This window comes from Streptococcus vulneris (genome assembly GCF_019218685.1).
In the GTDB taxonomy this organism is placed as follows: domain Bacteria; phylum Bacillota; class Bacilli; order Lactobacillales; family Streptococcaceae; genus Streptococcus; species Streptococcus vulneris.
This window is the reverse complement of sequence record NZ_JAHUZC010000002.1, coordinates 147,226-158,978: the sequence shown is the minus strand read 5'-3', so window position 1 is coordinate 158,978 and position 11,753 is coordinate 147,226. Positions and strand designations below refer to the sequence as shown.

Below are 11,753 nucleotides of genomic sequence, written 5' to 3'. Positions count from 1 at the left end.
CAACTCTGGTATTATTTACCGCCTGACTCTTTAAAATCGAATATGGGGCAATCTATGAAGCCCTAGCATGATATAAAACCTTTTTGATAATGGCTTGCCTGCTGATGTATTTTAGAAAGGTTTATCATCATGAAAATAACTGAAGTTATAAAAAAAGACGGTAGTAAAGTCTATCGTGCTAATGTATATCTAGGAGTTGACCAGGTAACAGGAAAGAAAGTAAAAACCAAAGTAACAGGTCGGACACATAAAGAGGTAAAGCAAAAGGCCACTAAAGAAAAAATAGCTTTTCAAAAAGCAGGATCTACCAGACAAAAGGCTGTTACCATAAAAAACTATCAAGAATTGGCAACCCTCTGGTGGGAAAGCTATAAGAATACAGTTAAGCCAAACACTCAAGGAAACGTTAGAGCGCTAATAGATAATCACATATTGCCTACTTTCGGGGAGTATAAGCTCGATAAGCTCACTACTCCACTTATTCAGTCAATTATCAATAAGCTTGCTGATAAGGCTAATAGAGAGGAAGAGGGCGCTTTTCTACACTATGATATGATACACGCTTTAAACAAACGTATCTTACAATATGGCGTAACCATGCAAGCTATACCGTCCAATCCTGCGCGTGATGTTGTTTTACCTCGTAACACTCAGAAAGCAAAGCGCCAAAAGGTAAAACACTTTGAAAATCAAGAACTAAAAAAGTTTCTTGGTTATCTCGATAATTTAGATAGCGATAGATATCGTTACTACTATGAGACAACGCTCTATAAGTTCCTATTGGCTACTGGTTGCCGTATCAATGAAGCTTTAGCTCTTTCCTGGTCTGATATAGATTTAGATAATGCCGTGGTACATGTTACCAAAACACTAAATCGGGATTTAGAAATCAATAGCCCAAAATCTAAGGCTAGTTATCGGGATATAGATATAGATCAAGCGACTGTTAGCATGCTGAAGCAGTACAAACTACGCCAAACTAAAGAGGCTTGGAAGATAGGGCAACGTGAAAGTGTAGTATTTTCTGATTTCATTCATGAGTATCCTAGCAGTTCAAGACTTAAAAGAAGATTGCAAACACATTTTAAGCGTGCTGATGTTCCTAACATTGGCTTTCACGGATTCCGTCACACTCACGCTAGTCTCTTGCTTAACTCTGGAATACCATACAAGGAACTCCAGTACCGCCTAGGTCATTCCACTTTATCAATGACCATGGATATATATAGCCACCTCTCAAAAGAGAACGCAAAAAAAGCAGTCTCATTCTACGAAACTGCACTAAAAGCACTATAGGGGGAGCAAAAAGGGGAGCAAATTCAAAAATCAACATTTCAAGACAAAGTAAAAAGCCAATAACAACGGTGTTTTTGTAATATTTTATTTGAAAAAAGCCGATTTTGTAGTATAATAGTACGGTGTGAAAAAATCTGAAAAATGAGAAAGGATAAGGGATATGAAACAAGTTTTTCTCTCTACAACAACTGAATTTAAAGAGATCGATACGCTTGAACCGGGTACTTGGATCAATCTCGTCAATCCAACTCAAAATGAATCACTCGAAATCGCCAACGCCTTCGATATCGATATTGCCGATCTTCGAGCACCGCTCGATGCGGAAGAAATGTCTCGTATTACCATTGAAGACGAGTATACCCTGATTATCGTAGACGTGCCGGTCACAGAGGAAAGAAATAACCGCACCTACTACGTAACCATCCCGCTTGGTATTATCATCACCGAGGAAACCATTATCACTACGTGTTTGGAACCACTACCTGTCCTTGATGTCTTTATCAACCGTCGATTACGTAATTTTTATACGTTCATGCGTTCGCGTTTTATCTTCCAGATTCTCTATCGCAATGCAGAGCTTTACCTAACGGCCCTTCGTTCGATTGACCGTAAGAGTGAACAAATCGAAAGTCAACTGCATCAATCAACTCGTAATGAAGAATTGATTGAGCTCATGGAATTAGAAAAAACTATCGTCTATTTCAAGGCTTCCCTCAAAACAAATGAGCGCGTGATTAAGAAATTGACCAGCTCAACCAGCAATATCAAGAAATACCTTGAGGACGAAGACCTGCTTGAAGATACCCTGATTGAAACCCAACAGGCCATCGAGATGGCAGATATTTATGGAAACGTCTTGCACTCTATGACAGAGACCTTCGCCTCTATCATTTCTAACAACCAGAACAACATCATGAAAACCTTGGCCCTTGTGACCATCGTCATGTCCATCCCAACCATGGTCTTTTCTGCCTACGGGATGAACTTTAAGGATAATGAAATCCCCCTAAACGGAGAGCCAAATGCCTTCTGGTTAATCGTCTTTATCGCCTTTGCTATGAGTGTCTCGCTCACTCTCTATCTCATCCATAAAAAATGGTTCTAAGAGGAGTTCCTATGTCTCAGATTGATCTACAAAAATTAACAAAGAAAAACCAAGAGTTTGTCCACATCGCTACCCAACAATTCATCAAAGATGGAAAATCAGACGCTGAAATCAAAACTATTTTTGAGGAAGTTATTCCCAAAATCCTTGAAGAGCAAGCCAAGGGTACTACTGCTCGTTCCCTCTATGGCGCGCCGACCCACTGGGCGCACAGCTTCACTGTCAAGGAACAATATGAAAAAGAGCATCCAAAAGAAAATGATGATCCAAAACTGATGATTATGGACTCAGCTCTTTTCATCACTAGTCTCTTTGCCCTTGTCAGCGCCCTCACAACCTTCTTTGCGGCAGATCAAGCTTTCGGCTATGGATTTGTCACTCTCCTATTAGTTGGACTGGTTGGTGGATTTGCCTTCTACTTGATGTACTACTTTGTTTACCAATACTATGGACCAGATATGGATCGCAGTCAACGCCCACCTTTCTGGAAATCTGTACTGGTTATCCTAGCTTCTATGTTTCTTTGGTTGCTTGTCTTCTTTGCAACAAGCTTCCTACCAGCTAACCTTAACCCAGTACTTGCTCCATTACCACTAGCTATTATCGGAGCATCCCTCCTAGCCCTTCGCTTTTATCTCAAGAAACGCTTGAACATCCGCAGCGCAAGTGCAGGACCAACACGCTATTAAGAAGAACGGAAACATATCATGGTTCAACATCATAAGAACCATGATTTTTTAATCTTTAAACAATCATGTAAAAAATATTTAACTCTATCTAAAATTCAGTACATTTATACTTTATAAAACATAAATGTAAACATTTTATTCTATTTTTTACAGAGAATAACAACAAATGAGCATATTCCTTGCCTATATACAATCATTTTGATACTCTATAATTGGAGGGAAATATGACAAAACAAAAAATTAATCGAATCGTAGGCTCCATTGGTGCCTTTATTGGAATTATAGTATTTATTGCCTACATACCTCAAATTATCGCTAATTTACAGGGAAATAAAGCTCAACCATTTCAACCTTTATCAGCTGCTATATCTTGCTTAATCTGGGTTATTTATGGATGGACAAAGGAACCTAAGAAGGATTGGATACTAATCATTCCAAATTCAGCCGGTGTTATTTTAGGTGGAATCACTTTTTTGACTTCACTCTAACAAATCTAATAGTATGTATAAAAAGCAACTGCAGGTGCGGTTGCTTTTTCACTTACTTTTTTATTTTAAAGTATTCTTCTGACATCTCACATAGCTCTATCTAATCTTTTGTGATAAAATAGGCTCAATCTATTTCTAGGGGGATAAAATATGATTTCTACTATTGGTATTGTTAGTTTATCTAGTGGCATTATCGGAGAGGACTTTGTCAAACACGAAGTAGACTTGGGTGTCCAACGTCTCAAGGACCTGGGACTCAATCCTATCTTTTTGCCCCATTCGCTAAATGGATTAGACTTTATCAAGAACCATCCTGAAGCTCGTGCAGAGGATTTGATTCATGCCTTTTCTGATGATAGCATCGACATGATCCTATGTGCCATTGGTGGAGACGACACCTATCGCTTGCTATCTTATCTTTTTGAAAATGACCAACTCCAAAAGGTTATCAAACAAAAAATTTTTCTTGGCTTCTCGGATACAACCATGAACCATCTCATGTTGCATAAACTAGGAATCAAGACTTTTTATGGTCAATCCTTCTTAGCAGACATTTGTGAATTAGACAAAGAAATGTTAGCCTATAGCCTTCACTACTTTAAAGAATTGATTGAGACTGGAAGAATCTCAGAAATCCGCCCTAGTGACGTTTGGTATGAGGAACGAACTGATTTTAGTCCCAAGGCTCTGGGAACACCTCGTGTCAGTCATGTAAATACTGGTTTTGAGTTGTTACAAGGAACTGCCCAGTTCGAGGGGGAAATCCTCGGTGGTTGCCTCGAATCCCTCTACGATATCTTTGACAACTCTCGATACGCAGATAGCACGGAGCTCTGCCAAAAATACAAACTTTTCCCTGACTTGTCAGACTGGGAAGGAAAGATCCTCTTGCTAGAGACAAGCGAAGAAAAGCCTGAACCAGAAGACTTCAAAAAGATGTTGCGGACTTTAAAGGACACTGGCATATTCGAGGTCATCAATGGACTCTTGGTCGGAAAACCTATGGATGAAACTTTCTATGACGACTATAAAGAGGCACTATTGGATATCATTGACAGCAATATCCCGATTATCTATAATCTAAATGTCGGCCACGCAACTCCAAGAGCAATTGTCCCCTTCGGAGTCCATGCCCATGTAGATGCACAGGAGCAAGTCATTTGCTTTGACTATAACAAATAAAGCTGGGAAAAGTTTCTCAGCTTTTTTCTATATTCTCAGATATTCTAATTACCTGTACACACTAGTGACCGCTTTTCCACTCACAATCATTCTCATGGTCATCAACTAGCCCTGCTGCTTGTAGAAAAGACAAGACAGCGACTGGGCCTGTGAACTTGAAACCTCGTTTTTTGAGATCTTTGGCTAATTTCTCAGACAAGGGTGTTTTAGCAGGGGCTTGGCGGTAATCGGGAACATCGTTAACGATAGTTTTCCCCTCAACAAAAGACCAAAGATAGGCATCAAAAGAGCCATATTCTTCCTGTAGTCGTAGAAAGGCTTGGGCGTTAGCTCGTGTAGCAAAAATCTTGGCTCTATTTCGGATGATGGCTGGATTCTCCAGCAAGTCTTCTAGTTCAGTGTCGGTCATCTCTGCGACCGCTTGAATTTGATAGCCATGAAAGGCTTCTCGGAAAGCTTGGCGTTTGTTGAGCACCGTTTCCCAAGACAGGCCTGCCTGATAGGTTTCCATGCACAATAACTCAAACAATGCTTGGTCATCATGGAGGGGCTGGCCCCACTCCTCATCATGATAGGCGATATAGAGAGGATTGGTCATCTTGACCCACGAACAACGTTTTGTCATGCTCTGCTCCTATTTGACCAACATTTTAAGGGCCGACTTGATATAGTTCTCAGCTGTATCTGTCGTTCCTTCAAAGAATTTCTTGATTTTCTTGAGCTCGGTTGCCTTGTAGCCCAGTGCCAACATGGCCTCCATAGCTTCTTCCAATTCTTGATTTTCAGCGCTAGCTTGCACTGCCACCTTAGCAGGAAGGTCATCACTAGCCACGACTACCTTGCCTTCCAAGTCCAGCACCATCTGCTGGGCTGTTTTCTTGCCAATTTTAGGAAACTTGGTCAAGTAGGTGATGTTCTTGGTTTCGATGGCTTGAACCAAGCCAGCATTGTCATCGGCAGCGATAATAGCAAGAGCTGATACAGGACCGATCCCAGAAACCGAAATCAGACTGAGAAAAAGCTTTTTCTCATCTTCTGAGCGAAATCCATAAAGTAGATGGGCATCCTCACGCACGACCTGGTGCACATAAATTTGAGCTTCTTGATTAACCTGCCCTGAGTAGGCATATGGATTGGCCACATGCAGGATATAACCGATACCGTTGACTTCAAGAACAATGTATTTAGCAGTGATTTTGGTAATGATTCCTTTTAAATATTCGTACATAGTTTTCCTTTTATGCTCAATGAAAATCAAAAGCAAACTAGAAAGCTAGCCACAGGTTTCTCAAAGCACAGCTTTGATATTGCAGATAGAACTGACCTAATTTGAAGAGATTTTCGAAGAGTATGAATTTAATATTTCCCCAACTCACGAAGACTGGTGTGATTTTCCTGAATGCGTCGGAACATCTTTTCCATATCCGACTTGGTAAAATGCACCAAAACAGGACGTCCGTGGGGACAGTTATAGGGATTGTCACATTGAGAAAGCTGATAGAGCAGCTGTCTAGCTGAGTGGTCATCGATACGATGGTTGGCCTTGATAGACCGTTTGCAGGACATCATGATAGCCAACTCTGCTCGGTATTTCTTGATAGAAACTTCCTTGGTCAAAAGGAGCATGTCGCACATCTCATAGATGCCTGACTCGATTTCTTCTTCTGCCATCCAAATAGGATGCTCTCGAAGGATAAATTGATTTTCCCCGTACTCTGCTAGAAAGACCCCAACTTCCTCCAACAGTGCCATTCTTTCCTTGAGACGCAGGGCATCATCCACTGGAAATTCAAAGATGTAGGGCACTAGGAGTTGCTGCTGGCTCTGGTCAACATCGCCAATGCTTTCACGATATTCCTCATACTTGACCCGTTCCTGAGCTGCATGTTGGTCTATGATGTAGAGCCCATCTCGTCCCTGTGCAAAGAGATAAGTCCCGTGCATTTGTCCGAAAAACTCCAACTCTGGGAAGCTGGATGATTCTTCTCGCTCCAGCTTGTCATAAGCCTTATCAAGACTGGCTAAATCTAGCTCTGGATGGTCTAGTTGGTCATAATTAGCAGGCTTTCTCTCTGCAAAATGCAGTTTTGCTGGCTTGGTCAATTGGTCCAAGGTTTCCTTGGCAAACAAGGTCAAGTCTTGTCCTGCATCAGTTAATTCAACCTGATAATCAGCCACCTCAGCTTGACTAGGTTTTGTCGGCTCAGTCTTCTCATAGTAGAGCGTATTTTCTTTGAGAGGGAGAATGGTCTGCTCCACCTTTTGACGATTGCGCACAGTCGATTTGGCAAGATTTTCCAAGGCATCAGGTATCAAAGTTTGCTCCTTGAGACTATTAGAAATAGCTTCTGAGACCAGGGTCATCAGTTCTTTTTCCTTGGAAATCCGCACCTCTTGCTTGGTTGGATGCACATTGACATCCGCTAGATAAGGGTCAATATGGATATGAATAACAGCCAACGGAAAGCGTCCCACCATGAGCTTACTTCCGTAACCATCTAAAATAGCACGATTGAGTAGGAAATTCTTGATATAACGACCATTGATGAAGAGACTGATATAATTGCGATTGGCCCGAGTTAACTCAGGCAAGGACACAAAGCCAGAAATTTCGAAATCAAGGTCAGAATTCTCAATTTCAATCATCTTCTTGGCGCTAGCTAAACCGTAAATCCCTGCGATAGCTTGGCGCAGTTGACCAGTCCCTGCTGTCCGTGTCATTTCCTTGCCATCACTAATCAAACTAAAAGAAATCTCAGGATGGGCCAAGCCCAGACGGTTGACAATATCAATGATATGAGACAGCTCCGCTTGCTGACTCTTCATATACTTGAGACGGGCAGGCGTGTTGAAAAAGAGGTCTTCTACACAAACCTTGGTTCCCACAGGACTGGTCGCTGGGATGATTTCCTCTACTTCTCCTCCACGCGCGACCAGCTTGGTCCCGTGACTAGCACCATCTACCGCCGTTAGCAGAGTTAAGACACTAACAGACGCTATAGAAGGAAGGGCTTCACCACGAAAACCAAGCGTCCGAATCCGAAAAAGATCCGCTTGATTTTTGATCTTACTAGTCGCATGGCGGCGCAGGGCCAATTCCACCTCATCGTGGGCAATTCCATGACCATTATCTGTGATTTGGATTTTCTTGAGACCAGCTTCCTCAATCTCAATGGTAATTTGACTAGAGCCCGCGTCAATGGCATTTTCTACCAACTCTTTAACAACACTGGCAGGACGTTCAATGACCTCCCCAGCTGCAATCTGGTTTGCCAACACCTCTGGCAATTCAATAATATGAGACATTTTTCAGCCCCTTTCTGTATCTATTTTCCTAGAAATTGATTAGTGCTATTATACCATATTTCAGAAAGGACAGAAAAGCAAGCACCACATAGGAGACAAATCCCTCCACATAAACAAAGTCCCTTGCCAGGTATCGTAAAATAGTGTTTAATAAAGGTGTACAAGAAGTGATCACAATTTTGTATGAAAAACAAGGAGAGAAATATATGAAAGTAGAACTACAGATTAGTGAGACTTACAAGGAGGAAAAACTGATTGTCCAAGCACCTCATCCGACAGATAAAGTCCAGAAAGTCATCGAGTTCGCAGAAAATCTTGACCAAAAAGAAACAATCAAAGGAAAGATTGATGATCAAGTCTATCTCGTTAAGATTAGTAAGATACAACGCTTCTATATCGAGAATCGGAAAGTTCTAGCAGAAACCGCGAGTCAGACCTACAGCATTGATTTGCGACTCTATCAGGTCCTTGAAATTCTGCCAACAACTTTTATCCAAATTTCCCAATCAGAAATCATCAATATCAACTCCATCTCCCATCTCAAGCTAACTCACAACGGTCTAGTAGAAATCTTTCTAAAAAACGAAAGTTTCACCTACTCTTCACGCCGTTACCTAAAAACCATCAAGGAGAAATTAGAACTATGAAAAAACAAGTATTTAACGATGCAACTGCCGGTGTTCTTATCGGTCTCATCCTCTCTATCATCTTTTCACTCATTTATGCACCAAATACCTACGCACCACTAAGTTCCGACTCTCTCATCGGCCAAGTAATGACCCAACATCAGGTTCACGGTGCCCTGGTCTTGCTCTACTGCACACTTATCTGGGCAGCCATCGGTATTCTCTTCAACTTTGGTAAACGATTATTCAGCCGTGACTGGAGCTTGCTCCGTGCAACTCTGACCCATTTCTTCCTCATGCTGGTTGGCTTTGTCCCACTAGCAACTCTAGCAGGTTGGTTCCCCTTCCACTGGATTTTCTATCTCCAACTCATTATCGAGTTTGCGATTGTCTACCTCATCATTTGGACTATTTCCTATAAAAGAGCATCAAAAAAAGTAGACCACATCAATCAACTCTTAGAGCATAGAAAGTAATAGCAATAATCCCACTCACAAATGCATGAGTGGGATTATTTTTATAGTTTCTGTTTTAACTCGACCAAGACATTCATAGCCTGCATAGGTGTCATATTGTAAACATCCAGTTTAGATAATTCTGCTAGGATAGGATTTTCTTCTGGCGTATCAAATAGTGAAATCTGTTCAGTGACAGCACTTGTTTGCCTCATTGGGACAGGACTCTCTTGCCCTTGACTCTCCAGTTGCGTCAATATCTTATCCGCCCTTGCTAGAAGGTCTGCTGGCAAACCAGCAATCTTAGCAACATGAATACCGTAGGATTTGTCAGCTGGGCCTGGTTCAATCTTATGAAGGAAAGTGACCTGCCCATCCTGCTCCAAGGTTGCCACGTGAACATTGACCAAGTGTTGTAAACTAGACTCCAGGCTGGTCAACTCATGGTAGTGGGTCGCAAAGAGAGTCTTGGCTCCGATATGCTCATGGATGTATTCGATGATGGACTGGGCAAGAGCCATCCCATCATAAGTCGCAGTTCCTCGTCCTAACTCATCAAAAAGAATCAAAGAATTCTTAGTCGCATGCGAAATGGCATTGTTGGCCTCCATCATCTCTACCATAAAGGTTGATTGACCTGAAACCAAATCATCGGCTGCTCCGATACGGGTAAAGATTGCATCAAAAATTGGCAAATGGGCACTTTCTGCTGGCACATAAGAACCCAACTGAGCCATCACCGCCGTCATGGCTAACTGACGCATGTAGGTTGACTTCCCACTCATGTTTGGACCTGTAATCAGTTGAATACTGGTATCTTCTGCCATCTGAATCGTATTTGGAATATAGGTCTGAGCCCCCATAACCTTTTCAACGACAGCATGGCGCCCTTTCTGAATATCAATTTGTGAGTCGTCGCCAAACTCAGGTCGAATCAAATGCTGGGTTTCAGCTACAACTGCCAAGCTTTGCAAGACATCAACTGTCGCAATTCCTTGGGCTAGAGCCTGCAAACGCTGGATGTACTTGCCGACCTCTTCACGAATACGCATAAAGATTTCGTACTCTAGGTTGGCTGACTTCTCACGCGCCTCCAACATATCTCCCTCGATACGCGCCAATTCCTCAGTTCCAAAGCGTTCCGAGTTTTTCAATGTTGCCTTACGGAAAAAGTGGGCTGGCACATTCCCCAGTTGTGAATTGGTCACATGGAAATAATAGCCATCCTTTTTATTGTAATCAATCTTAAGCGTGCTGATACCAGAGTTTTCTCGCTCCTTGGCCTCAATCTCAGCAATCCAGCTAGTCCCTTCTCTGAGAACGCGACGGTACTTGTCTAAAGTCTCATCAAATCCAGTGCGGATAATACCACCTTCCGTAATCACATGAGGAGCTTCAGGAGCAATCGCTGCGCTAATCAAACTCTCTAACTCAGGGATTCCATCCAGTTGTTCGATGAGATAGGCCAGAGCAAGTTGCTCCATTCCTTCTAAAATCGCACGAATCCGTGGCACACTAGACAAGGTGGTCGCCAACTGCAAGAGATCCTTAGGATTGGTTTTGCCAAAAGAAACCCGACTAGCCAAGCGCTCAATGTCATAAACACCCTTGAGACTATCTGTCAAATCACTGCGCTCAAAGAAATGGTCGAGAAAGACCTGCACCACTTCTTGACGTTGGATAATTCGTTCCTTATCAATCAAGGGGCGATGAATCCAAGACCGCAAGAGACGCATACCCATAGCCGTCTTGGTTTCATCCAAAAGCCAGAAAAGACTGCCTTGCTTCTTGCCTGAACGGGCATTCTCAACCAAATCCAGACTAGCCTTGGTCGCATAATCCATCTGCAAGAAATCCTTGATTTCATAGCGGATAACAGGTTTGAGGTGGTTCAATTCCCTCATCTGGGTTCGATGGACATACTGGAGCAACTTACTAGATGCCGCTTGCTCCACATCTGCTAATCGTGAATCCAGTAAATGAAGGTCTTCAAAGCCTTCTTTTTCATAGGAAAGTACCAGATTCATCTGACGACTAAGGGTTTGTTCCTCTTCCTCAGACAAGTCATAACCCAGCACCACTTCTCGCGCCTTGAGATTACGGACTTCCCCACAAACCATCGTGAAATCCAATAAACCTGTCACATAAAAGTCACCCGTCACCAGGTCCATATAAGCTAAGCCAAATTGACTGCCATCACGGTCTATAGCAACCAAAAAATTATTCTGACTGTCCGGCTTACTGCTATCAACCATTGTTCCTGGCGTAATGACCTGAACAACCTCTCGTTTAACAACCCCAACTGCTTGTTTCGGATCTTCCATCTGCTCTGCGATAGCTACCTTATAGCCCTGCTCAATCAAGACATCAATGTACTGTTGGGCAGAATGATAGGGGACACCCGCCATAGGAATCGGATTGTCGGCATTCTTGTTACGACTCGTTAAGGAAATTTCCAGAATCTGCGCAGCATTGACCGCATCCTCATAAAATAATTCATAAAAATCACCCATCCGAAAGAGCAAAAAAGCATCTGGATATTGCTTTTTAATATCCACATACTGTTGCATGCCGGGTGATAGCTTTTCTGTCGTCATTGTCCGTCT

The 11,753-nt window shown here is 42.3% G+C and carries 11 protein-coding genes; 7 read left to right on the top strand and 4 right to left on the bottom strand.

What is annotated here, in order from left to right; genetic code table 11:
* Positions 1-129 precede the first annotated feature (129 nt).
* From KUA57_RS02770 to KUA57_RS02750, 5 genes are all read left to right on the top strand, one after another.
* Entirely contained in the window at positions 130-1,296 is a 1,167-nt protein-coding gene (locus KUA57_RS02770; RefSeq protein ID WP_061864680.1) for a tyrosine-type recombinase/integrase, read from the top strand.
* 160 nt (positions 1,297-1,456) lie between these two features.
* Positions 1,457-2,401: a magnesium transporter CorA family protein gene (locus KUA57_RS02765; protein ID WP_000815623.1), complete on the top strand. Its 945-nt coding sequence runs from the start codon at positions 1,457-1,459 to the stop codon at positions 2,399-2,401.
* A gap of 11 nt (positions 2,402-2,412) precedes the next feature.
* Positions 2,413-3,090 (top strand): DUF1129 domain-containing protein, encoded by a 678-nt coding sequence (locus tag KUA57_RS02760; RefSeq protein WP_061864679.1) that lies wholly within the window; start codon positions 2,413-2,415, stop codon positions 3,088-3,090.
* A gap of 224 nt (positions 3,091-3,314) precedes the next feature.
* Positions 3,315-3,578 carry a SemiSWEET family transporter gene (locus KUA57_RS02755; protein WP_000166114.1) on the top strand — a complete coding sequence of 88 codons (264 nt, stop codon included), beginning with the start codon at positions 3,315-3,317 and terminating at the stop codon, positions 3,576-3,578.
* A 150-nt stretch (positions 3,579-3,728) separates the two neighbouring features.
* The gene (locus tag KUA57_RS02750) at positions 3,729-4,760 is read left to right on the top strand and encodes a S66 family peptidase (protein ID WP_061864678.1); all 1,032 of its coding nucleotides are present in this window, start codon (positions 3,729-3,731) and stop codon (positions 4,758-4,760) included.
* A 61-nt stretch (positions 4,761-4,821) separates the two neighbouring features.
* On the opposite strand, the gene KUA57_RS02745 is transcribed toward KUA57_RS02750, so the two are convergent.
* The 3 genes from KUA57_RS02745 to mutL all read right to left on the bottom strand — a co-directional run bounded on the left by KUA57_RS02745 (position 4,822) and on the right by mutL (position 8,066).
* Positions 4,822-5,385: a DNA-3-methyladenine glycosylase I gene (locus KUA57_RS02745; RefSeq protein ID WP_061864677.1), complete on the bottom strand. Its 564-nt coding sequence runs from the start codon at positions 5,383-5,385 to the stop codon at positions 4,822-4,824.
* Positions 5,386-5,394: 9 nt separating this feature from the next.
* Positions 5,395-5,988 (bottom strand): Holliday junction branch migration protein RuvA, encoded by a 594-nt coding sequence (gene ruvA / locus KUA57_RS02740; protein WP_125446709.1) that lies wholly within the window; start codon positions 5,986-5,988, stop codon positions 5,395-5,397.
* A 128-nt stretch (positions 5,989-6,116) separates the two neighbouring features.
* Complete coding sequence (gene mutL / locus KUA57_RS02735; protein WP_061864676.1) at positions 6,117-8,066, bottom strand: DNA mismatch repair endonuclease MutL; 1,950 nt, start codon at positions 8,064-8,066, stop codon at positions 6,117-6,119.
* A 206-nt stretch (positions 8,067-8,272) separates the two neighbouring features.
* Here mutL and KUA57_RS02730 point away from each other — a divergent pair, with 206 nt between their 5' ends.
* Together KUA57_RS02730 and KUA57_RS02725 are read left to right on the top strand one after the other, a co-directional pair.
* Positions 8,273-8,713: a LytTR family DNA-binding domain-containing protein gene (locus tag KUA57_RS02730; protein ID WP_125446707.1), complete on the top strand. Its 441-nt coding sequence runs from the start codon at positions 8,273-8,275 to the stop codon at positions 8,711-8,713.
* Positions 8,710-9,168 carry a DUF3021 domain-containing protein gene (locus tag KUA57_RS02725; RefSeq protein ID WP_218493596.1) on the top strand — a complete coding sequence of 153 codons (459 nt, stop codon included), beginning with the start codon at positions 8,710-8,712 and terminating at the stop codon, positions 9,166-9,168. The genes KUA57_RS02730 and KUA57_RS02725 overlap by 4 nt, the downstream gene beginning before the upstream one ends.
* Positions 9,169-9,209: 41 nt before the next feature.
* Here KUA57_RS02725 and mutS read toward each other — a convergent pair whose 3' ends face one another.
* Positions 9,210-11,744: a DNA mismatch repair protein MutS gene (mutS, locus tag KUA57_RS02720; protein WP_218493595.1), complete on the bottom strand. Its 2,535-nt coding sequence runs from the start codon at positions 11,742-11,744 to the stop codon at positions 9,210-9,212.
* Positions 11,745-11,753: the final 9 nt, after the last annotated feature.

Excerpts from the sequence above, each read along its gene's own strand:
- KUA57_RS02770 (WP_061864680.1), top strand. The coding sequence starts at position 130 with ATGAAAATAACTGAAGTTATAAAAAAAGACGGTAGTAAAGTCTATCGT.
- KUA57_RS02765 (WP_000815623.1), top strand. The coding sequence starts at position 1,457 with ATGAAACAAGTTTTTCTCTCTACAACAACTGAATTTAAAGAGATCGAT.
- KUA57_RS02760 (WP_061864679.1), top strand. The coding sequence starts at position 2,413 with ATGTCTCAGATTGATCTACAAAAATTAACAAAGAAAAACCAAGAGTTT.
- KUA57_RS02755 (WP_000166114.1), top strand. The coding sequence starts at position 3,315 with ATGACAAAACAAAAAATTAATCGAATCGTAGGCTCCATTGGTGCCTTT.
- KUA57_RS02750 (WP_061864678.1), top strand. The coding sequence starts at position 3,729 with ATGATTTCTACTATTGGTATTGTTAGTTTATCTAGTGGCATTATCGGA.
- KUA57_RS02745 (WP_061864677.1), bottom strand. The coding sequence starts at position 5,385 with ATGACAAAACGTTGTTCGTGGGTCAAGATGACCAATCCTCTCTATATC.
- ruvA (WP_125446709.1), bottom strand. The coding sequence starts at position 5,988 with ATGTACGAATATTTAAAAGGAATCATTACCAAAATCACTGCTAAATAC.
- mutL (WP_061864676.1), bottom strand. The coding sequence starts at position 8,066 with ATGTCTCATATTATTGAATTGCCAGAGGTGTTGGCAAACCAGATTGCA.
- KUA57_RS02730 (WP_125446707.1), top strand. The coding sequence starts at position 8,273 with ATGAAAGTAGAACTACAGATTAGTGAGACTTACAAGGAGGAAAAACTG.
- KUA57_RS02725 (WP_218493596.1), top strand. The coding sequence starts at position 8,710 with ATGAAAAAACAAGTATTTAACGATGCAACTGCCGGTGTTCTTATCGGT.
- mutS (WP_218493595.1), bottom strand. The coding sequence starts at position 11,744 with ATGACGACAGAAAAGCTATCACCCGGCATGCAACAGTATGTGGATATT.